This is a genomic window from Clostridium weizhouense (assembly GCF_019431045.1).
Lineage (GTDB): Bacteria > Bacillota > Clostridia > Clostridiales > Clostridiaceae > Clostridium > Clostridium weizhouense.
Genome location: NZ_JAHXPT010000010.1, coordinates 20735 through 42882 on the forward strand (window position 1 = coordinate 20735; position 22148 = coordinate 42882).

Annotated in this window: 19 protein-coding genes; 14 read left to right on the forward strand and 5 right to left on the reverse strand. The window is 26.1% G+C overall.

Features of this window, described 5'->3' with window-relative positions; all coding sequences use genetic code 11:
* Nucleotides 1–247 precede the first annotated feature (247 nt).
* The 7 genes from KYD98_RS12255 to KYD98_RS12285 all read left to right on the forward strand — a co-directional run bounded on the left by KYD98_RS12255 (nucleotide 248) and on the right by KYD98_RS12285 (nucleotide 6804).
* Entirely contained in the window at nucleotides 248–1927 is a 1680-nt protein-coding gene (locus KYD98_RS12255; RefSeq protein ID WP_219780337.1) for an MFS transporter, read from the forward strand.
* 249 nt (nucleotides 1928–2176) lie between these two features.
* Complete coding sequence (locus tag KYD98_RS12260; RefSeq protein ID WP_219780338.1) at nucleotides 2177–2617, forward strand: helix-turn-helix domain-containing protein; 441 nt, start codon at nucleotides 2177–2179, stop codon at nucleotides 2615–2617.
* 288 nt (nucleotides 2618–2905) lie between these two features.
* The gene (locus KYD98_RS12265; protein WP_219780339.1) at nucleotides 2906–4207 is read left to right on the forward strand and encodes an acyl-CoA thioesterase/bile acid-CoA:amino acid N-acyltransferase family protein; all 1302 of its coding nucleotides are present in this window, start codon (nucleotides 2906–2908) and stop codon (nucleotides 4205–4207) included.
* Between the two features lie 132 nt (nucleotides 4208–4339).
* On the forward strand, nucleotides 4340–4894 hold the full coding sequence (locus KYD98_RS12270; protein WP_219780340.1) for a MarR family winged helix-turn-helix transcriptional regulator: 555 nt from the start codon (nucleotides 4340–4342) through the stop codon (nucleotides 4892–4894).
* Between the two features lie 278 nt (nucleotides 4895–5172).
* Nucleotides 5173–5322 carry a hypothetical protein gene (locus tag KYD98_RS18255; protein ID WP_258049798.1) on the forward strand — a complete coding sequence of 50 codons (150 nt, stop codon included), beginning with the start codon at nucleotides 5173–5175 and terminating at the stop codon, nucleotides 5320–5322.
* Nucleotides 5323–5708: 386 nt separating this feature from the next.
* Nucleotides 5709–6164, forward strand: a complete 456-nt coding sequence (locus KYD98_RS12280) for an AraC family transcriptional regulator (RefSeq protein WP_219780341.1) — start codon at nucleotides 5709–5711, stop codon at nucleotides 6162–6164.
* A 202-nt stretch (nucleotides 6165–6366) separates the two neighbouring features.
* A complete protein-coding gene (locus KYD98_RS12285; protein WP_219780342.1) occupies nucleotides 6367–6804 on the forward strand; it encodes an N-acetyltransferase in 438 nt (145 codons plus the stop codon).
* A 62-nt stretch (nucleotides 6805–6866) separates the two neighbouring features.
* Here the strand turns inward: KYD98_RS12285 and KYD98_RS12290 are convergent, their stop codons facing one another.
* Nucleotides 6867–7766: an AraC family transcriptional regulator gene (locus tag KYD98_RS12290; protein WP_219780343.1), complete on the reverse strand. Its 900-nt coding sequence runs from the start codon at nucleotides 7764–7766 to the stop codon at nucleotides 6867–6869.
* 390 nt (nucleotides 7767–8156) lie between these two features.
* Between KYD98_RS12290 and KYD98_RS12295 the strand changes: the two genes are divergently transcribed.
* Together KYD98_RS12295 and KYD98_RS12300 are read left to right on the forward strand one after the other, a co-directional pair.
* Nucleotides 8157–8771: a sugar O-acetyltransferase gene (locus KYD98_RS12295; RefSeq protein WP_219780344.1), complete on the forward strand. Its 615-nt coding sequence runs from the start codon at nucleotides 8157–8159 to the stop codon at nucleotides 8769–8771.
* Nucleotides 8772–9154: 383 nt separating this feature from the next.
* Nucleotides 9155–9778, forward strand: coding sequence for an HD domain-containing protein (locus KYD98_RS12300; protein ID WP_219780345.1), 624 nt, complete (start codon nucleotides 9155–9157; stop codon nucleotides 9776–9778).
* Nucleotides 9779–10028: 250 nt separating this feature from the next.
* Here KYD98_RS12300 and KYD98_RS12305 read toward each other — a convergent pair whose 3' ends face one another.
* Nucleotides 10029–10952 carry an AEC family transporter gene (locus KYD98_RS12305; RefSeq protein WP_219780346.1) on the reverse strand — a complete coding sequence of 308 codons (924 nt, stop codon included), beginning with the start codon at nucleotides 10950–10952 and terminating at the stop codon, nucleotides 10029–10031.
* A gap of 441 nt (nucleotides 10953–11393) precedes the next feature.
* Between KYD98_RS12305 and KYD98_RS12310 the strand changes: the two genes are divergently transcribed.
* The gene (locus tag KYD98_RS12310) at nucleotides 11394–12425 is read left to right on the forward strand and encodes a helix-turn-helix domain-containing protein (RefSeq protein ID WP_219780347.1); all 1032 of its coding nucleotides are present in this window, start codon (nucleotides 11394–11396) and stop codon (nucleotides 12423–12425) included.
* Between the two features lie 168 nt (nucleotides 12426–12593).
* Here KYD98_RS12310 and KYD98_RS12315 read toward each other — a convergent pair whose 3' ends face one another.
* Both KYD98_RS12315 and KYD98_RS12320 read right to left on the reverse strand, forming a co-directional pair.
* Nucleotides 12594–13094 (reverse strand): nitroreductase family protein, encoded by a 501-nt coding sequence (locus tag KYD98_RS12315; RefSeq protein WP_219780348.1) that lies wholly within the window; start codon nucleotides 13092–13094, stop codon nucleotides 12594–12596.
* 533 nt (nucleotides 13095–13627) lie between these two features.
* Entirely contained in the window at nucleotides 13628–14107 is a 480-nt protein-coding gene (locus KYD98_RS12320) for a GGDEF domain-containing protein (protein ID WP_219780349.1), read from the reverse strand.
* Nucleotides 14108–15007: 900 nt separating this feature from the next.
* Between KYD98_RS12320 and KYD98_RS12325 the strand changes: the two genes are divergently transcribed.
* Nucleotides 15008–15925 carry a S66 peptidase family protein gene (locus KYD98_RS12325; protein WP_219780350.1) on the forward strand — a complete coding sequence of 306 codons (918 nt, stop codon included), beginning with the start codon at nucleotides 15008–15010 and terminating at the stop codon, nucleotides 15923–15925.
* A 148-nt stretch (nucleotides 15926–16073) separates the two neighbouring features.
* On the opposite strand, the gene KYD98_RS12330 is transcribed toward KYD98_RS12325, so the two are convergent.
* Complete coding sequence (locus KYD98_RS12330; protein WP_219780351.1) at nucleotides 16074–17297, reverse strand: MFS transporter; 1224 nt, start codon at nucleotides 17295–17297, stop codon at nucleotides 16074–16076.
* A gap of 167 nt (nucleotides 17298–17464) precedes the next feature.
* Between KYD98_RS12330 and KYD98_RS12335 the strand changes: the two genes are divergently transcribed.
* The 3 genes from KYD98_RS12335 to KYD98_RS12345 all read left to right on the forward strand — a co-directional run bounded on the left by KYD98_RS12335 (nucleotide 17465) and on the right by KYD98_RS12345 (nucleotide 22148).
* A complete protein-coding gene (locus tag KYD98_RS12335; RefSeq protein WP_219780352.1) occupies nucleotides 17465–17611 on the forward strand; it encodes a hypothetical protein in 147 nt (48 codons plus the stop codon).
* Between the two features lie 335 nt (nucleotides 17612–17946).
* Nucleotides 17947–19497: a cell division protein ZapA gene (gene zapA / locus KYD98_RS12340; protein WP_219780353.1), complete on the forward strand. Its 1551-nt coding sequence runs from the start codon at nucleotides 17947–17949 to the stop codon at nucleotides 19495–19497.
* A 305-nt stretch (nucleotides 19498–19802) separates the two neighbouring features.
* On the forward strand, nucleotides 19803–22148 hold the full coding sequence (locus KYD98_RS12345; RefSeq protein ID WP_219780354.1) for a U32 family peptidase: 2346 nt from the start codon (nucleotides 19803–19805) through the stop codon (nucleotides 22146–22148).

Consider the following 22148-nt stretch of genomic DNA (forward strand, 5'->3'; position numbering starts at 1 on the left):
CTAAGATGCGATGTGTATTTTGCGTCAGGAAAGGAAGCAAAATGGTTTAATAGCGAGCTATTAGGCCATTCTGCTGACGCAGCATGACACGAAATAGACTAGCATATTGACTTGTTATTTTTTGAATGTGCCTAATGTCTGTAATAAATCTTTATATTGCAAGACATTTTTTTGCCCAACTACTATACTTTATAGTAGTTTATTATACACTAATATATATTACATTATTATTTAGGAGGTTTGTCTTATGAACAAAAAACATCAAAACATTTCTTTTGTAGCTATTATTTTAGGATTTTTTATGGCATTATTAGATACAACTGTGGTAAATATCAGTTTGCCTAAAATGACCGAATACTTTAACACCACCATGGATCATATTTCTTGGGTAGTAAATGCCTATAATCTAGCTACTGCAGTTATCCTAGTAACTGCTTCAAGACTTTCAGATCAATTTGGCAGAAAAAAACTATTCATTGCAGGAGTATTTTTATTTACTATATCTTCACTGCTATGTGGTATTTCAAATTCCCTTCAAGCACTTATATTATTTAGAACACTTCAAGGACTAGCCGCAGCTTTTGTTGTGACTGTTGCAATGCCTCTTTCTATTGAAATATTTCCACCAGAAAAGAGAAAAACTATTATGGCACTTTGGGGCGCTTTTGCTGGTCTTGCTGCTGCAAGTGGGCCATCTATTGGTGGTATAATAACTCAATTTTTTAATTGGAGATACATTTTCTTTATTAATATACCTATAGGTTGTATTTGTATACTATTAACTATGAAATTTATAAAGGAATCTTATGATCCAACTGCAAGTAAAAGTATAGACTTTGGGGGAATTATAACAATCTCAATTGCTATGTTTTGCTTAACTTTCGCATTAATGAAGGCTAATGAAAAAGGCTGGACTTCAAGCTTCATCCTTTCTTTCTTTGCAGTTTCTGCTATATCCCTTATACTATTTGTTATTATTGAACTAAAAGTTAAGGAGCCCATGGTTCCTCTTAGTTTATTTAAATCTGTACCATTTACAAACGGCTCGATTACTCTATTCTTACTCGGACTTGGTATGATGTCTGGTACCTATTTGCTATCTTTTTTCCTAATTCAGGTTAAAGGATTGAATCAACTGTCAGCAGGACTTATTATTTCAACTATGTCATTAACTTCAATGTGTTTTTCATTATTAGCTCCTATTTTTACAAAAAAAATAGGCAGCAGATTTACTAGTGCATTGGGGATTCTTTTACTTTGTGTCTCTTGCTACTTAAATAGTTCTCTTACTCAAAATTCTTCAAATATAGATATTATTTTAAGATTAATTGTTGCGGGTTCTGGTACGGGCTTAAGTATGGCAACACTAATAGGTTCTGTAATGGCTAACGTTCCTGTAGATAAAATAGGAATAGCTTCTGGAATAAATAATATGACAAGAACACTTGGAACTGTACTTGGAGTTGCCTTATTTTTAACTATATTTACATCAAATATGATTACCCAGATGTATGATGCTAAAGACTCTGCTAAGCAAATAATACAAAATGACACTGTATTTGATGATAAAACCAAAATGCAGATGATTTCTTCTATCAAAACAGGTAGTGGTAAAAGCGTTAGTCTTTCAGAAACATTAAACACAATTGATAAAGAAGAAACTGTTGTGCTAGCTTCTTCTCCAGCAATTGATCAAGATAAAATCAAAGAAAGTTTTGAAGCTAAAAAGAAAGAAATAAAAAAAATAGTACCTAATATCCATGATACATTTTTGACCTATACTGTTAAAGCTTTTAGTTTTACATTTAAAATGAGCTCTATAATTCTTTTACCAGGTATACTTTTTGCATTATTTAGTGATAAAAAGAGAAATCCTGATATAAAGAAGGTGTTTGGTGAAAACATAAATAATTCTTCAGTAAACTAAAATGAAAATTTTATATAATACCAAGAAATTTAATCTTGCTAATTAACTTAGAAATAAAAAGATTATGTTTTAAAACTAATTTAATAATATAGAATACAGATTATTTCTAAAAATCTCCTTTATATATACTTCAAAAAGTGCGTGCAACTTCAGGGTGCGTGCATTTTTTAAAGAGCAAATATAAGTTGGTGTATTTCCCATTTTTTATCAGATACAATATAGATATCAATTGAAGAGGAGGATGAGAAAATGAGTTTTGGACAAAATTTACAGTTCCTTAGAAAAATGCATAAAGGGATGACACAAGAAGAATTAGCTGAAAAAATGGGAGTATCTTGGCAGACAATATCAAAATGGGAGATTGACTCTTCATTCCATGAAATGGAAAAGGCGATTGAACTGTGCAATTTATTTGCCTGTTCTTTGGATGAACTTTTACGTGGGAATATGAATTTAGATAACGAGGCATATACAAATATTCGTGTAGAAAATGTGCCTGCATTCCAATATATAAGATATGCAGTAATTAGTGCAGAGTCGGAAGATGATGCAAAAAATCATATTTGGAATTGGGCAGTTTCCTATGGAATAAAACAACCTAAAATAATTGGGTGGGATTTTCCGTTTGTGTCTCAAGAACAGCACAATGTATACCATATGCAGGGTGATTTAAACTATATTTATATATAATGAGCCTTTAAATTATGTTATGATTATTTAAATTTATTAGAAGGTTTAAATTTTAAAGGTTAAAGCACTATTCTTTGATGAGTACTTTATTTTTTTTGTTATTAGTTTATATATGAATAAAAAAATTATGTTCTTAAAAAATAGACAATATATTGACTATAATAAATTGAAGTGATAAACTTATATAGTCAATATATTGTCAAATAAATAAGATAATTATTAATTTATTAAATAAAAGGAGCTCTTTAATAAAAAAATAGAAAACAATATTATAGGGAGAATGTGATTATGAAAATAGAAATATCTGATATAGAAGCTCTTGTGGTTGAAAAAATAAAAATTAAAGTTATGAAATTAGGCTCAAATAGTAAATTAAGAATTAGCATGAAAATGGAATTACCATGGTGTAGGGGAGAGGAATATTCATCTTATGGAGTATTTATTTCTGATAAAAAAGGTGAAGTGGATTTAGATTTATCTAAGCCTGTAGAAGGTACTTATAAAGCTAATGATAGTATGGGATTAATTTATTCATTGAAAAAGTCTAGAACTGAAGGTAAAAACATTGCAGAAAATATTTCTATTGATGAACCAATAATTATGAATATGGTATTTGAATCTTCTGATGAAAGAAAAGAAATTAACTTAAAAAGGATGTTCAAGACAGAAGAGGTTATTGTGAAGCATATATGTGAAGATGAGTTTAGTGGGGAGCTATTTTATAAAGAAAAATCTAATAACAAAACAGTTTTAATGTTGGGTGGATCAAGTGGGGATGCACAGGCCTTGGCTCTTTTAGCAGCACCACTTGCCTCTAAAGGCTTTAATGTTCTTATGGTTCCATATTTTGCGTCAGAAGGATTGCCAGATAAATTAGAAAAAGTTTCACTAGAATACTTTGAAAAAATATTTAAATGGATTGAGAATAATGAAATTACTAAATCTAAAGAAATATTTTTACATGGAACATCAAAAGGTGGAGAATTGGCACTTTTACTTACTTCAAGATACAAACAAATTAAAAAAGTGGTTGCAGTAGAGCCTCATGCTTATTGCTTTCAAGCACTTAATGGAATGATGGTCGGAAATAATGTCTCATCATGGTCATATAAAGGAGAGTCAATTCCGTATATAGAAGTTGATAATAATATATTTTTTGAAGATCAAAAAAAGGCTATAGAAAAGGGGATTCCATTTGGATTTGCTAGTACTTACAAGAAAAGCATTGAAAGAGCAGTAAATAAAGAAGAAGCAAGAATAAAAGTAGAGAATTCTGAAGCAGATATTCTTATGATTACAGGAAAAGAAGATAATATATGGAATAGTTATGATGGTTGTTTAGAAATACTAGATAATCTAAAAAAGAGCAACTATAAAAACAATGTAGAATTACTAACATGTGATAAAATGGGTCATCCAATCCCAGTTCCATATATTATTCCCATAAGCGAAATCTTATCTATGAATATGATGGGGGGAGTATTTTCTTCAGGGGGAACTATAGAAGGTAATGCAGAAGGACAGTTTAAATCATGGGAAAGAACAATTGAATTTTTAATGGAGCCTTTATCACAAAAACTTAAAAAGTAAAAATGAGTATATTACAATAATCCAAGCATTATTGATATTTCCTCAGTAAAGTTATATAATCTATAGACAATGTATTGACTAAATGCAGAGTCTATAGATTTTAGTTTAAACTTTATGAAGGAGATTTTTAGTATGGATTATAGCAAAGAATTTTATTTATTACATATAATGCAACAGGCATTTTCAAGTCTTTATTCAGTTTCAAATAAACTTCAAATTGTAGGGGATCAGTATTGTGAACCATTAACATCAAGGCAATATATGGCAATGCTTGCAGTGCTTCATTTACCTAAAGATGAAACTACTCTTATTAATATTGCTAAGAAGTTAGGAACAACTAAACAAAATGTAACTCAATTAGTTAAAAATCTTGAAAAGAAAGGGTTTATATCTATCATACCTAGTAAAAAAGATAAGAGATCAGTTAATGTTTGTGTAACAGATATGGGAACGGACATGGTGGTTAAGTGTGGAAGAGATGGGACTATTAATTTCATGGCTGACATTTTTAAAGATTTTACTAAAGAGGAAATAGAAACTCTGTGGAAGCTATTGCTTAAATTATATCGTTTTGATGGTGTAGAAATGGATGGATTTGAAGAGAATGTTCAAATTTCTAATATTGATTTGGAAGAAGAAGTAAGATTGGGATTAGAAAAGTTTTTTAAGAGAAGAAGTGCTAAATAAACCAGCACATGAAATTTATAAAATATTAATAGAAACAGATTAAGAATAAACCTTATCATTTGATGCTAAATGATAAGGTTTATTTTAAATTGAATAACTTAGCATTAATGAGTATAGTTAGAATGTTAACTACTATAAATGAATATAAGAGAAAGCAAGATTTGTATAAAAGACAATCACCTCAAATATTAAATACACTTAAATTAAAGATGTAGCGATTATACAAAGTGCAGAATCAAGAAGGTATTTATACTTCGAATAAAAGGTTGCGTGAAATAATGGATAAGAAAATAGAACCAAGAGATAGAAGTGAAAGTGAGATAGCTGGGTATAGGGATGTATTAAATGCTATTCATAGTGCTTTTGATGCTATACCTATAAAATCGTCTGTATTGAAAATACTAAGGGCAGTAAGAGTGAAAGAATAGAAATGCCTATAGAAGGGAAGTTAGGGTATTTTAAATGAAATAAGAAATATATGTCCAGATGTAGGAGAAGCTACTATAAATAGAGTGTTTGAAAAATTGAAATTTGAAGGAAGAATAGAAGTTGTAGGTAAGGGAAGAAATTTTAAGTGGAAAAAACTATAAGGGAAAAGAAGTATATACTTAAAAAGATAATAAAAACCTCATTTGCAGTGGTTACGGAGAGCCATACCATAAATAATAGTGTATTTACAAAATATGTTATAATAAAATTTGAGTAATAGACAAATAATAAATTGGGAAATTTTAAAAAATAAGTTGAAATACATTTTAAAGCATTATATGATGAATTCAGGCATCGATGTACTCTATTAAAAAGAAGGTAAGTTATGGATATTAATATTGAAATAATACCATCATATAAAATTGCTTATATACGAAGAACAGGTCCTTACGGTTCAGATAATATTCAAATAATGGAACAATTAAAAAGTTGGGCTAAAGAAAAAAACTTATTTAATGAAAATTCAATTATATTAGGAATAGCCCAAGATAATCCTGAATTCACAGAACCTAAAGATTGTCGTTATGATACATGTTTAGTTGTTTCGGATGAATTCAAGGTTGATAATAAGTATATTAATTTTGGAAAAACTATTGGTGGAAAGTATTGCGTATTTAAAATAAGTCATACGGTAGATGCTATGCAAAAAGCATGGCTAGAGATATTTTCGGAGTTATCAAAAAGGAATTATGAATTTGATGATAGAAGGCCTATTCTTGAACGCTATGCAATGCAGATGATAAATAAGCATTATTGTGAAATTTGTGTACCAATATTGTAAAAAAATATTAAAACAAATTCTAATTTATATTATTGAGATTATAATAAATAATACATTTAAGTGCCGTAGTGTAATTAATAATTTAATTATCTATGGCACTTTTTAGTACAAAAATAATACAGAATTATATATGTACTTAGTATTACTTAATAATAAATGATAATATATAAATATATACGATATAAAGGAAGCGTGAAGTGATATGATAAGAAATTTGAAAAATAAAGATATAGATAAAGTAATGGATATATGGATAAAAAGTACCACAAAAGCTCATGATTTTATCTGTAAAGAATATTGGCAAAATAACTATAAAACTGTAAAGAATGTATACATACCTATGTCTGAAACTTTTGTATATGAGGATGAAGAAGGTATAAAAGGTTTTATAAGTATAATAAATAATGAATTTATAGGTGCCTTATTTGTTGATATAGATTTTCAAGGTAGAGGCGTAGGTAAAGAATTAATAAATTATGCAATAAATAAATATAAAAAGTTAAAATTAGCAGTATATAAAGAAAATAAAAAATCGGTAGAATTTTATATAAATAGAGGATTTAAAATAATAGAAGAACAGGTGAATGATGACTCAGGATATAATGAGTATATAATGGAAAAACTTTGTAAGAAGAGTTGAAAATATAGAAAGAATTATAACAAATAACTTATCATATAAAAAGTAATATGATAAGTTATTTGTTATTTATATGAAACATTAAATTTGTTTTTTCTATATTGAGAAGGTGTACATCCTATATTTTTATGGAATATCTCTGTAAAATAACTTGAACCAGTAAATCCGCATTGAAGTGCTATTTCAGTTACTGAAAGCGAAGGAATATTTAGCAATTCAATACTTTTTTCTAACCTATATTCTGTCAAATAAGAAATAGGAGTCTTCTGTAAAATAAGCTGAAAAATATCGCAGCAGCTACTACGACATACATTTCCTGCGGCAGCAATCTCATCTAAAGTAATTTTTCCCTGATAATTCTTCTGTATGTATCCTATCATATTATGCATAGCGTCTAATTTTTTATCATCAGTAGTTTTATGGGCAGAAATATTGTTTTTTATATTGTTATAAAGATTGTAACACAAAGAATGAAAAAGACTCATAATATGTAATTCAAAACCATCTTTTTCTTCATTGCATAATTTATAGATATCTTTCAAAATCTTAATTAGATTTCTTTGCCAAGAAATTTCTGGATGTAATATAAAAAATGGATGAGAAGTATCTGTGCATACTGGCAATACATAAGTTTCCTTAATTCTTGTAATATTAGAAAGAAGAGATGGTGGGATCAGGATACATATAAAGCTACAGTTAGAACCATCACCAGAATATCCATAATGCATCTGCTCGGAATTTATAAAAATCCCTTGTCCTTCTTCTAGTTCATAGCTTTTTCCATTTACTGAATACGACATTTTACCATTTAAGATTAGGGTAAATTCCCAGTCATTATGCCAATGATTAGCAGCAGTCATACCTGGATAGTCCGAAAGTAAAACTTGCTTTGCATAAACAGGAAAATCTAAAAAATTATAAGATATAACTTCTGAATTATCATTTAATAGTTTTATTTTTGACATAGTCTACCTTCTTAAATTTATGATTTTTAATCAATATACGATTGTTATAAAAATATAGCTTATTATTATATTTTTATTATATATTATGGAATATTATTATAATATAGTTAATATAAAAAAGCAATTTTAGATACTGTTATCGATACAAGGTATTGCAGGGGTTATCTCAGGAATGATCTATTCAGCAACTATGAGAAATGGAATAGCATTTTCATTAACATCCACAGTAATTTATAGTACTGTTCTAATCTTAATTACTATTTTTAAATATAAAGTACCTCAAGATGATTAGTAATTAAGAAATAATAAATTAATATATAAATAATTATAAAATATTTAAAAGCTAATTATAGAAATTAATATAAAGAAAAAGAAAAGGAGAATAGAATAATGAATCATAAAGAAAGAATGTTAGCAGGATTACCATATAAAGCTTGGTTAGATGGACTTAGTGAGGAAAGAACAAAAAATAAGTTAAAAATATATGAGTATAATTTACTTCGTCCAGATGAAGTAAATAGGATGGATGAATTGATTAAAGACATCTTAGGAAAAACTGGTGATAATGTTTTTATAGAACAACCTTTTCGCTGTGATTATGGCAAAAACATTGAGATTGGTAATAACTTTTTCGCTAATTATAATTGTATAATATTAGATGTAGGAAAGGTAGTGATAGGTGAAAATGTACAATTTGCACCAAATGTTTCTCTGTATACTGCAGGACATCCAATACATCCTGATTCACGAAATTCTGGATATGAATATGGCATTGGTATAACAATAGGAGATAATGTTTGGATTGGTGGAAATGTTGTTGTAAATCCTGGAGTTCATATTGGAAATAATGTTGTTATTGGAGCAGGAAGTGTAGTCACTAAAGACATTTCAGATAATGTGATAGCAGTAGGAAATCCATGTAAGGTAATCCGTGAGATTACAGAAGAAGATCGTAAATATTATTATAAAAATAACGAATTTGATGTTGACGATTACAATATTTAGTTATATTTCATAAATCAGCAGGTATGAATTAATATAAAAGTTCTATAAAAGATTATAAAGTGAACCACGTTATACTGGCGATTGTTATTATGAACGTTGCATTTTGGATCCAGATGGAAACAGAATAGAAATAACAGAATAAAACTAATACTTAAATTGATATTTAGTAAATGAATTTAAATCTATTATAGATGAAAACACCTTGCTTTCAATAAACCTTATCATTTTATATTAAATGATAAGGTTTATTTGTGTTTTAATATGTTATTTTAATAAAAAACATGATCATTTTAGTTAAAATTAGTATGTTTATGATAGAATGATGTGAAAGAGCAGAAATGGCTATAGAAGCGAATCTAAGCTATATTGGAAGGAGTAGTAAAATGCAAAATCAACTTTTAAAAGTATTAGAAGTAATAAAATTAGGAGAAAAACTAAAATTTGAGATGAGACATAGTTGGCTATCTAACGGCAGACAGGAAAGTGTGGCAGAACATACATGGATGGTTTCCCTAATGGCTCTTTTAATTGAGCCATATCTTACTCAAAAAGTAGATTCTTCTAGACTGTTAAAAATGATAATTATCCACGATTTAGTAGAAGCAGAAGCTGGAGACATACCCGCTTTTGATACCATGGATAATGATAAGTTGAAAAAATTAAAAGCTGAAAAAGAAATTAAAGCTATTGAAAATATTAGAGATACTCTTGGAAACGGCTTAGGAGAAGAAGTGTACAATCTATGGTTTGAGTTTGAGAATAAAAATACTTATGAAGCAAAAGTAGCCAATGCTATGGACAAACTTGAAGCACAGATACAGCACAATGAAGCAGACATTTCTACATGGATAGAAATTGAACATAAAATGAGCTTTTTAATGGATAAACATGTCCAGTTTGATTCAAATCTTAAAATATTCAAGGATTTAATTGAGCAGCAAGCAGAGAAAAAACTTAAGGATGCAGGTATAGATACAGAGAAAATCAAGATTAATATAAAATCTTAACTTTAATTACAATTAGATTAAAAACACTTTAGAGACTTAATATTGCTAAAGCTATTAATATTACTTAGTTTTATAAATCAAGAATTATATATTTTTCTATACATAAAAAATCCACTTCGTGCACTATACTCATAAAGTTATCCTCACATTTAACTACGTTATAATTTTCTATAGAATAAAAAATAGGACTTACTATAATAAAGTAAGTCCTTAATACAGCTTTTAAGAACATTTGGATTTAACTAATATATTATATCTGATATAACCAAACCATAATTGGCATTGTTATAATACATATAATAGTTGTAACTACATTTATAACACTAGCATATTCTCCATTCTTCTCATATATTTGAGTCATTTGTGTAACTGTTGATGCAGATGGTGTGATTGTTGCAAGTAGACTTATAAGCAAAATCATCTTCCCATTTGATAATAAATTTGCCATTTGGCTATATTTAAGTATAAGAAGAATTATAACAGGACATACTATCATCTTAAGAAAAGTAACTATGTAAATTCTATTATAAGCAAATATCTGTTTAAAACTCATATTTCCAATCAGCATTCCCACAACAATCATACAAATAGGACCAATCATAACACTTACTGATTCCATGGTTTTCGTTATAATATCAGGAAGTTGTAATCTTGTAATAAACAATAAAATTCCAAAGAAAATGGTAATCATATTAATATTTAAAAGAATCTTTTTTAAATCTACTTTTTGTTCTTCACAAAGCAACATTTTTCCATGAGTCCACAAAAGAATTAACTGCACAGATATAAAAGCACTAGAGTAAATAACCCATTCCTTTCCCAGTATAGACGTCACTATTGGAATGATCAGATTTCCAGCATTTGAATATATTATAGATGCCTTTTCAACTGCATCTAAGTGGAATATTTTTTCAAGTATTTTTACTAAAATTAATAATACAATATGAATTAGCACTGCTGCTATGAAAGCAAGAATCAATCCGTTACGTATGCTTTCTGTATATTTAACCTGAAAAGCATTGATAATCACGCAAGGCATTACCAGATAAAGAGCAACTATTGAAAGACTTTTGCTATCTTCTGCTTTCAATAAATGTGTTTTCACTAATACGAATCCCATAAGCATAACTAAAAAAAGTTGAGCTATCTGTTTCATTAATAATAAGCTAATCAAAATTTCACCTCCGTAATTTTAAGAGAAAAGTTATACTATAAATACAACCATTCACAATGAATTCTAATTTTATCCTAAGAAAAGCCTGTCCATAAACTGTAACAATTGAATTTAATTATACCATTATGTTACATTAAATTGAAATTAAGGCTATGTTTTAAGTGAATGTTGATATTTGTAGTATAAATAGAATTTTTATCATCAGATAAAGCTTGTTTTTGGCTGATGGTTAGAAGCCATTATCCATGAGTGTTTATTTGTTATGAAATTACAGATACTAGCTATTTTGGATAAAGCTAATGGACAGAAATTAACCAATAGTTAATTTTCATTATTAAAATATGAAGATACTTCAATTGTTTAAATTATATAGCTTTGATATCATTTAGTTAATTAAGCACTAAGTTATTAAATTTACAAACAAACGGAGGAGTTAAATTTATGAAAATAGGAGAGGTTATTAGAAAGTATAGAAAAAAGGAAAATCTTACTCAAGAGCAAGTTGCTAATTATTTAAATATAAGTACACCAGCAGTAAATAAGTGGGAGAATGGAATATCATATCCGGATATAACTATTTTACCTCCCCTTGCACGTGTTTTAAACATAGATATTAATACCTTATTAGCATTTAATGAGGTATTAACAGACAAAGAAATAAACGATTTTACAAAAGAAGTTAGTGAAAGGGTATCAAAGCATGGATACCAAAAAGCTTTTGAAAAAGGCAGTGAATTAATTAAGAGATATTTAAACTGCGATAAGTTAGTTATTAATATATCAACAGTATTAAGAATTCATTTAATTGTATCTGAAATTGAGGAAAAAGATAAATATGAAAGAAAAATTATTTCTTGGTTTGAACTCGTAGCAGAAAGTAGTAAAGAAAAGATAGCTTCTGAAGCAAAATTATCATTATCAGCAATTTACATAGAAAGAAAAGAATATGAAAAAGCTCAAGAACTATTAGATAGAATTCCAGAAATAGATGTTAATAAAAAATTTCAGCAAGCATTATTATTTGAAACTAGTGGGAAATTTGATGAGTCTTATGGTATTTATGAGGGAATGATATTAAAAAATTCTAATGAAATATTAAGTGTTTTATCTCTTATAATAAAGCAGTTGTGCAAAGAAAATAAATATAGTGAAGCAGAAGAATTCTCAGAGCGTGCCAAAAAACTTATTGAAGTATTTGATTTAGGTACATACAATAAATATTTATTAGATTTGTATTTAGTAATAGAAAATCAGGATAAAGAAAAAACTATAGAAACAATTATAAATATGGTGAACAAAGCAAGTAGCATGAATGATTTTATGAAGTCTAAATTATATACACATATGGAATTTAATAATAATCATAGTATAAGCAAAAATGAATATAAAAGAATTGTAAAAATGTCAATTAAAAAAGATAAAACTCTTGATTTTGTAAAAGATGATCCTAGGGTAAAATTTCTGTTAGAATAATAATAAATTTAATAAAAGGTGAACTTATCTTTTTCTAATGAATAAAACTATATTTAATATTACTGGAAATTTTTATTTCCAGTAATATTTTTATACTTTCAGTAAATGTTTAAATTATATTTTATATCATATAAATTAAGAGATTTCTTAGATTTTCAATCATTATCTTTACCATCTATCATAATGAACTCTGGATTTATTAAATCTATCTACTGATTCCTTTTGCTCATCTGGATATCCAACAGGTATTATTGATAAAGGGATTACACTATCTGGTAAATTTAAAAGTTTTTTTATTGGATCGATTCTATCTGCTATTGGATAAACTCCTAACCATACAGCACCTAACCCCTTATCTTCAGCAGCTAATAATATATTTTCTGTAGCGGCTGAGCAATCTTGTACCCAAAAGCCTTTAAATTTTTCTTTTGATTCATCTCCACAAACTACAATTGCTACATCTGCATTTAATAGCATTCTTGAATATGGATGTACCTCAGTTATTTTTCTCATAATCTCTTTATCTCTTAAAACTATGAATTCCCAGGGTTGTTCATTTCCAGCAGAAGGTGCTGCCATACCTGCTTTTAATAATTCTTCGATAATCTCATCATTTACATGTGTATCTTTATACTTTCTTATACTTTTCCTATTTAATATTGTATCCATTTTTAAATCCCCTCCTAATAGATTATGTTTTAAAATATCCCTATCCAAAACATATAAATTTTGTTATTTATGGTATTATTGTACAAAACAAAATTATAGATAACAAGTACTTATTATTTTATTCTTATTTAAAATTATAAATTTTATCATAAATTATATAATTTTTAGAGTGGTTTAATAATATTATTGTACTGTTTTTTAGTGTAATAAAGATAATATACTATTAAAGTAAAGTTGGTTTCATAAGCTATACAGCAGTATAAAAAATAATTTATTTTCAATTGCTAGGAGTTTGTATACAAGATGAAAATATTGTAATTTAAATACCCCTTATCATTATTAGAATTAATGATAAGGGGTATTTGTGTTTTGATAAAATGAGGTGAAGAAGTAGAAAATTCTATAGAAGGAAGATATATTATTTTATTAAAAATAAAATAACTATATGTTCAGATATAGTAGAAGCTACTATAAATAGAGTATTTAAAAATAACTTTTTACTTATTAGAAAGGTGTTTTAAAAACAATCTAAACTAAATCAAGGAATTATTATTTTCATACATTTTAATTTTCAGATAATCAAAAAATTCATCAAATGTATGAAATTCATTATTATATAAAGCATATGAAAAATTAAATTTTATTTTATAAGGTTTATTAGAGCGTTTATTGTAAAGATAAATGGTTTTATTCATATTAAAAATTAACATATCTAATTCATATTTATCTACAGAGTGTATTAATATCAAAAATTCATTTATATCTGTGCGTATTATAATACCTTTTTTTAAAAATGATTTTTTTAATAAACGTGCAGTATTTATCAACATTTCATCACCAATAGCATGTCCTAATTTATTATTTACAATTAATAAATTGATTAAATTTATTTTAATAGCAGCTAAATTTTGATTAGATTCCTTATTCTTATTTAATTTATTTATATATTTATAAAAGAATGTTTTGTTAAAAGTATCTGTTAAGGAATCTTTTTCAGCTAAATCTGATTGCATAAATAAATAAGATAAAGCTAGAAATATACTTATAAATGTCCATAATATTAGATAATTCGGAAAATTTATTTGTAGTATAGCAAGAAAGAAAATTATTATAATAAAGCTTTTAAAAAATATTAATAATTCAATAGGTAATATTCTATCTTTATTTTTTACTATATATGCTAATGTATAAATAAAATAAATACTACTAAGTATAAATGGACTTAAGAAAAACTTGCCTTGTACATATGAATAAGTGACAGTGTCTATATAAAAGAGTATTTTATATCTAAGATTTATTAAACAAATTATAATGTTAAAAAGTATTGGTATAAAGAATAATTTATTCAACATAATAGGACATTTGTAATCTTTATCAATCCAGAGCATAATGAACTTATATAGTAGATATGAAACTATTGGATATAAAGAAAAACTAAAAGTATTAATTAATTTATGTATAAAAAATAATTTGATAGGATAATAGTCTAAAAATACATTGAAAATTTCACAAAGTAATATAAATGAAGTTAATATTAGTAAGGTAAAAAACACTCTTCCAATATTTTCAATTCTATTCAACTTATTACGTGAATACATTATAAGAATCATAAGTATAAAAAAAGAAATTAAATTAACTTGTATGTGCAAAAGTAGATTCATACTTTGAAGCTCCTTTCATTATGCTTAAATCTATATGGTATAATTATATCATATATACAAAAATATCAAAATAATAATTAATTTGAATAAAACGTTAAAATTTACAATAAATTTGTAGAAATACATTAAAGTATTATATAAAAGTTTAGAAAATTAAAGTATTAAAAAGTTCTTAATTTAAATACAATATATACTAAGTAAATTTTTATTTGAATTTAAAGAGTAAGCTTTTAATATAGAAAGGAGAAAAATATGATAAAGCCTAAACCTTTAAAACCTGGGGATAAAATAGCATTAATAGCTCCTTCAAGTCCAACTACTGAAGAAAAAGTAATGTTATCAATTAAATCTATGGAAAACTTAGGTTTAAAAGTAGTAGTTGGTGAAAGTTGCAAATCACATTATGGGTATTTATCTGGAAGCGATGAAATTAGGGCAAGAGATATAAATTATATGTTTGCAGACAAATCAATATCAGGTATTTTTGCAATAAGAGGTGGATATGGAGCTGTACGACTTTTAGATAAGCTTGACTATAAAATGATTAAAAATAATCCCAAAGTATTCTCTGGATATAGTGATGTGACTGCTATTCATAATGTATTAAACCAAAAATGTGACTTTATAACTTTTCATGCACCTATGCCGGCAACTGAATTCTGTAAGGGATTAGATGAATATACTTTAGAGTATTTTAAAAAGAATATATTTAAATCAGAACCATTAGGAACTTTAAAAAATATTGAAGAAGTAAAAATGAAAACTTTATATAAAGGAATTGCAAATGGAAGATTAATAGGTGGAAATCTTTCAGTAATTTGTTCTACTATTGGAACAGAATATGAAATAGATACTAAAGGAAAAATTTTGTTTTTAGAAGATGTAGACGAATATTTATATAAAATCGATAGAATGATTCTACAATTGAAACAATCTAACAAATTTAAAGAAGCAAATGGAATTATTTTAGGTTCATGGAATGATTGTGTAGCACCAAAGGGTAAAGAAAGCTTAACATTAAAAGAAATTTTTGAAGAATTAATAGTACCAGAAAATAAACCTATTATTTATGATATATGTTGTGGTCATTCTTTGCCAACAATGACGCTTCCACTTGGTGCAAAAGTTAAAATGGATGCAAATAGACAGGAAATTAGAGTATTAGAATAAAAAAATATAAATTATATTACTTTATGAAGATTAATAAGGCAATTAATAAGCTGTGTATAGATAAAAAATATTTATATCAATATCCTAAGAATTATCTATTTAAGATATTCTTTTAAGTCTCAGATGAAGTTTAAATTTTATTTGAGACTTAAAAATTTTTATAATTAATTTTATTTGTATAGTTTGAAAAATACATAAGAATAGCACTAATACAAGTAGTTATTCCAATGATTAACCAAGCATCACTTAATCCTATGCTATTAATAAGTTTTCCCATGATAGTTGGACCCAATGTATAACCACTACCATAAATTAAAGGAAGTAAAGAGTTCATTCTTCCTCTATGAGATGAAGGAGTAAGATTATTTATAAAAGTACCGGAATTTGTAGCAATAAATACTTCGCCTATAGTCATAATTACTACAATTATAAAAAATGCAGAAAGCTTAGATATAAATGAACAACAACCAAATGATATAGCATATAAAATTCCACCAGTTGCAATTATAGATAATAGATTATATTTCTGAGTTAATACTGTAATTAGTGGGGTGAAAAGTAGTACTATAATTCCGTTACAACTTCCTAAAAATCCAAAATATTGGGCTCCATTATCACCAAAAAGAGTTTCTAATTGTATAGGAATAGCAAAGCCCCATTGAGAATAAGCAAATTGGAATATTAGCATTAATAAAGAATAACTTATTAATATTGGTCTTTTTAAAATAACTTTAAAGATAGAACCATGTTCAGCTTTTTCTAAAGTATAATTTTTTCTATAAGTTTCTTTAATAAAATATCTGATTAAGATAATTGAGATAAGAGTAGTGAATGCATCACCTATAAATAGTATTTTAAGATGATTTTTAAAAAGTAATCCTCCAACTAAAGGCCCAATAGCAAATCCTAAATTTAAGCCCATATAAATTAATGAAAAAGAAGCTTTTCTATTTTCTTTAGTTGTAATATCTCCAATAATTGAATCGTAAGCCGGATTTGCTATAGAATAAAAGCAAGATGCGCACATAATAAATTTTGCTAAAGTATATGAAGGATTTAAGAAACCACAAATAATAAAACAAAAAGCACCAAGAGTTTGAAAGATTAAAAGAACTTTTTTTCTACCAATAGTATCAACTAATTTACCACCCAGTAGCATACAAGGTGCTTGAAAAAAAGCTGTAAATGTTACAAAAAATCCAGCATCTTCTATAGAAAAACCTATTTTTTGAGTTAGAATTAAAGAAAGTAGAGGATATACAAAAGCACCCATACAATTTATCATTTTACAAATAAAAAGTATATATACTTCTACAGGTAGTCCACTATATGTATTTAATATAAGTTTTATTTTATTATCAATTAACTTCATAAAATCCCCCTATTTTTAAGAATTAATCATATTATTTGATAATATACTAAAAAATGTAATAGTTCAATATTAAAAAATGTGATTTTTATACTAATAAAATTTTGATATTTGAGCAAACTTATAGTATTAAAGGAAATTAAAAATAGTTTTTGAAAGGAGAAAATAATATGAATAAAGTAGGAAGCGGTATAAGAGAAAAAGTTAAAAAAGTAGCAAATGAACTAAAAGAAACAACTAAAGGAATAAAAATTAAAATGAAAGAGGAAGGACAAATAATAAAAGAACATGCGAATAATATAAAAAATTCATTATAATTAATAATAGGAAACATACAGAAATTATAATATTTAAAATTATAAAGAAAGTTCTTAGTATAGGGTTAAATTTAATTTCGGTCTTATACTAAGAACTTATTATTTTTCTATTTATTATTGCATGTAAAATAATAAGGATTATAGTAATTAAAAGATTTTAAATATCGATTAAGTACAATAAATATATTCATTTAGATATAAAAATACACATAATAGTATAATGTGTAAGAAAAAAGTAAATATTTTTATATAATTAGTGTATACCTATGGAATTGTCTTATGCCTCAATATAGAATATAATTAAATAATGATAAAGAATTTTAAGAGGTGTTATAATGATTAAGGTAACAGTTAATATAAATGGGATGGATTATAATTTAAAGGGAGATAAAAATGAACAATATTTAATTGATTTAGCAGAATTTGTGGATGGTAAAGTTAAAGAAATAATGGCTAAAAATTCTAGATTAAGTACAAGTGCAGCTACTGTTTTAGCCGCTGTAAATATAGCAGATGAATTATATGAATGTGATTTGAATCTACGTAATTCCGTAAATAAGAAGAAGACTTTAGAAAATGATAATTCTGAATTAATCAAAAAAGTAGATAAGCTTAATTTAGATCTTCAACAATGTTTATTAGAGAAATCTAAAATTCAAGAAGATTTAATAAATAAAGAACAATCTTTAAAAGAAAAATATGCAGGAATAGAAGAATCGTTTAATAAATTAAAAGAAGAATTGAATAAATTTAAGCAAGAAAATGAAATGCTTACTAATGAAAATGAAAAATTAGATAAAAATTTAAAAGAAATAAAAAATTCAAATAATATTTTAGATAAAGAACTTATAGATATTAAAGAGAAAAATAAAGTTCTTTATAAAAAGATAGAAGAACATATAAATCTTGAATTAAACTTAAAAGGTCAATTAGAGAAATCAAAAGAAAATGTTAAAAATGTAGAAAAGAAAGTTATTAATTTAAATAATGAAAATGAAGAATTAGGTAAAAAAATTAAAGAGTTAAATACAAAAACTATAGAGACAAGCTCAAAATTAGAAAATGTTATAAAGACGAAAAGAGCGTTAGAAGAAGAAAATCTAAAATTAAAAGGAAATACACATTCTTTAAAAGAACATACCTTAGTTTTACAAAAAAATATAGATGATTTAAAATTATCTTTATCTGATGAAAGAACTAAAAAAGAATTACTTCGAGATGAATATAAAAAATGTCAAGAAGAATTAGAACAAATAAATACTTATTATTATGAAACTGATAATGAACTTCAAAAATGTAAACAAAAGATTAAAGAATTTACTGTAACAAATGATGATTTAAATAAAAAAATAGAGATTGAAAATAATAAGAAGCAATCTTTAGAAAAAGAAATACAAAAATTAACTAATGAAATTAAATCTATAAAAGATAATAATATAAAGCTTATAAATAAAGATACTGAGAATAAACAAACTATTAATATAAAATATAAGGAAATTGAAGAACTAAAAGGTAATTTAGAAAATAAAAATAAATCATTAACAGAAATAAAAAATGTTTTAGAATTTAAAGAAAAATCATTTGTGAAGTTAAAAGAAGACTTAGAGATTAAAGAGAATTCTTTAAAAGATTTAAGTGATAAATTAAATAATAAAGATAAAATGCTAATTGAATTAAATAATAAGATAGATGATTTAACAAAACAAAGGACTACTCTTATTGGAAGAAGCAAAGATATAAATGATAAGCTTAGAACATCAAAATATAAAGTTATGGAATTACAAAACAAGTTATTAAATGTAGAAATAGAAGTGGCAACCTTAAAGAAAGAAGAGTTTGAAAGAAATAAGGTACAATTAGCACCACTTGCAAAGAAAAATAGATAATAAGAGCAATTTTGGTAATAACTATTAAAGGAAATTAAAAAACTGCTATTTTTTGATAGCAGTTTTTCCATGAGTGAAAGACTATATTTGCGGAAAATGTTCATATTGCAGTATAAAGCTCATAGACAGAATTCAAATAGGAAACTTGACTAATGCACATTTGTCAAGTACGTTATAGAAACAAAATATAAAATTGCACTCTGTGAAAGTTAGAAGAACCCAATATTAAATTTGGATTCTCATTTTTGACTTTACTTATAAAAAAAGAAAAACTTATAATTACAATAATACTTAGGAGGAATCTAATGAAAAAAATAGAATTATTAGCACCTGCGGGAAGCAAAGAAAGTTTAATTGCTGCTATAAATAGAGGAGCAGATGCTATATATCTTGGAGGAAATAAATTTTCAGCAAGAGCATATGCTTCAAACTTTGATAATGAGATGATGATGAAGGCAGTAGACTATGCTCATAGTTATGGTGTTAAAATATATGTTACTATTAATACATTATTAAAAGAAAATGAACTTAAAGAAGCTTTGAAATATGTTGGTTATCTTTATGAAATAGGGGTAGATGCCTTAATTATTCAGGATGTTGGACTTATAAATTTAATAAGAAGTATATATCCAGATTTTGAACTTCATGCTTCTACTCAAATGACAGTACATAATGGTGAAGGCGCATTATACTTCACTGAAAAAGGTTTATCAAGGATAGTATTATCAAGAGAACTTTCTTTAAATGAAATTAAATATATATCAAAAGACTTAGGAATAGAGACAGAAATATTTGTTCATGGTGCACTTTGTGTATGTTATTCAGGACAATGTTTAATGAGTTCTATGATTGGTGGAAGAAGTGGAAATAGAGGCAGATGTGCTCAACCATGTAGAATGCAGTATACTTTAATAGGAGAAAAAAGTGGCTCAAAAAAGGCTTATTTATTAAGTCCAAAAGATATGTGTTTAATTGATGATATCCAAGGTTTAGTAGAGAGTGGAACATCTTCTTTAAAAGTTGAAGGTAGGATGAAAAGAGCGGAATATGTTTCAGGAGTTGTAAACATATATAGAAAAGCTATTGATAAAGTAGTAGATAAAAAGAAGTTTGATTTAAATAAGGGAAGAAATGATTTATTTCAACTTTTTAATAGAGAAGGTTTTTCTAAGGCATATCTATATAAGAATGTAGGAAAAGATATGATGAGTTATAATTTTCCTAAAAATACTGGAATCCTAATAGGAAAAGCTTTAGACAAAGGTGAAGTATTATTAGATGGAAATGTAGCTATTGGAGACGGTATAAGATATGGAGAAGAAGGATTTGTATTGAGTAAAATATTACTTAATGGAAAAGAAGTAAAGGAAGCATTTAAAGGTGATAAAGTTAAACTAATTCCTAATGGATATAAAAAGGGAAATAGCATATACAAAATGTCTGATAAAAAGATGTATGATGAGTTAAAGGAACATATAAAGCTATATAAAAGAAAACTTTCACTTATAGGAGAGGTGGAATTTAAGGTTGGATTCCCTATACTTCTTAAAACAAATTTCAATGGAAAAGAATATGAAGTTTTAGGTGAAAATGTTGAAAAGGCTACTAATTCACCATTAAATATAGAGAGGGTAGAGGAAGCTTTAAAAAAATCAGGAGAAATTCCATATAAGTTTGATAAAATATTATTTAATGCGTTTGAAGATGGATTTATTAGAATATCTTCTTTGAATAATTTAAGAAGAGAATTATTCGAAAAGATTTTAAAAGAAGAAACATCTTCATTTAGACGAAAGAGAATTCAAGGATCCAAAGAAGATAAAAAGTTAAAGTTAGGAGAATGTTTAGGAAATATATATAGTTGTATTACTAAAGAGCAGTTAAAAGCGTTAATAGAAGATGATAATGTTAAAAATATAGCTTTAGATATTTCTTATGGTAAACATAAAGATGCTTTAAGTTTAGAAGATTTTAAAAATATAAAAGATAAGAATTTATATTTTATGACTCCTAATATAATAAAAGAAGAGTTTAATAATGTAGTTAAACAGATAGAAGAAGTTAGACCATATATAAAAGGGATAATAACCTCAAATGTAGGAATAATCAAGTTATATAGGGATAAATTATTTTTAATAGGAGATTATAAATTAAACATATTTAACAAAGAGGCATTAGATTTTTATCGTGAAGATATAGAGATGTTAACTTTAAGTTTAGAGTTAAATAGAAAAGAAATAAAAGAACTTATGAAAAATGTTGATTTTAATGCTGCAGTTGGTGTATATGGAAAAACTGAATTGATGGTAAGTGAATATTGTCCTATAGGAAGCACATTTGGAAATAAATCAAGCAAAAAACAATGTAATGGTGCTTGTATGAAAGATACATTTACTCTAGTAGATAGAAAAAATGAAGAATTTAAAGTATTAGGAGATAATAGTTGTAGAACTCATATTTTAAATTCATTACCATTAAATTTAGTTGAAGAAATTGATGAATTAGAAGGGTTTGGTATTTCAACATTTAGAATTGATTTTAAAGATGAAAGTTATGATGAAGTAAAAATAATTTTAGATGAAGTTAAAAATAATAAAAAAAGTGATAATAGAACTTATACTAAGGGTCATTATAGACGAGGTGTAGAATAG

Coding starts and splice junctions, on each gene's coding strand:
- KYD98_RS12290 (WP_219780343.1), bottom strand. CDS start 7,766: ATGTCAAAAATAAAACTATTAAATGATAATTCAGAAGTTATATCTTAT.
- KYD98_RS18255 (WP_258049798.1), top strand. CDS start 5,173: ATGGATAAGAAAATAGAACCAAGAGATAGAAGTGAAAGTGAGATAGCT.
- KYD98_RS12270 (WP_219780340.1), top strand. CDS start 4,340: ATGGATTATAGCAAAGAATTTTATTTATTACATATAATGCAACAGGCA.
- KYD98_RS12310 (WP_219780347.1), top strand. CDS start 11,394: ATGAAAATAGGAGAGGTTATTAGAAAGTATAGAAAAAAGGAAAATCTT.
- KYD98_RS12295 (WP_219780344.1), top strand. CDS start 8,157: ATGAATCATAAAGAAAGAATGTTAGCAGGATTACCATATAAAGCTTGG.
- KYD98_RS12255 (WP_219780337.1), top strand. CDS start 248: ATGAACAAAAAACATCAAAACATTTCTTTTGTAGCTATTATTTTAGGA.
- KYD98_RS12265 (WP_219780339.1), top strand. CDS start 2,906: ATGAAAATAGAAATATCTGATATAGAAGCTCTTGTGGTTGAAAAAATA.
- KYD98_RS12260 (WP_219780338.1), top strand. CDS start 2,177: ATGAGTTTTGGACAAAATTTACAGTTCCTTAGAAAAATGCATAAAGGG.
- KYD98_RS12285 (WP_219780342.1), top strand. CDS start 6,367: ATGATAAGAAATTTGAAAAATAAAGATATAGATAAAGTAATGGATATA.
- KYD98_RS12345 (WP_219780354.1), top strand. CDS start 19,803: ATGAAAAAAATAGAATTATTAGCACCTGCGGGAAGCAAAGAAAGTTTA.
- KYD98_RS12280 (WP_219780341.1), top strand. CDS start 5,709: ATGGATATTAATATTGAAATAATACCATCATATAAAATTGCTTATATA.
- KYD98_RS12320 (WP_219780349.1), bottom strand. CDS start 14,107: ATGCAATCAGATTTAGCTGAAAAAGATTCCTTAACAGATACTTTTAAC.
- zapA (WP_219780353.1), top strand. CDS start 17,947: ATGATTAAGGTAACAGTTAATATAAATGGGATGGATTATAATTTAAAG.
- KYD98_RS12325 (WP_219780350.1), top strand. CDS start 15,008: ATGATAAAGCCTAAACCTTTAAAACCTGGGGATAAAATAGCATTAATA.
- KYD98_RS12300 (WP_219780345.1), top strand. CDS start 9,155: ATGCAAAATCAACTTTTAAAAGTATTAGAAGTAATAAAATTAGGAGAA.
- KYD98_RS12315 (WP_219780348.1), bottom strand. CDS start 13,094: ATGGATACAATATTAAATAGGAAAAGTATAAGAAAGTATAAAGATACA.
- KYD98_RS12330 (WP_219780351.1), bottom strand. CDS start 17,297: ATGAAGTTAATTGATAATAAAATAAAACTTATATTAAATACATATAGT.
- KYD98_RS12335 (WP_219780352.1), top strand. CDS start 17,465: ATGAATAAAGTAGGAAGCGGTATAAGAGAAAAAGTTAAAAAAGTAGCA.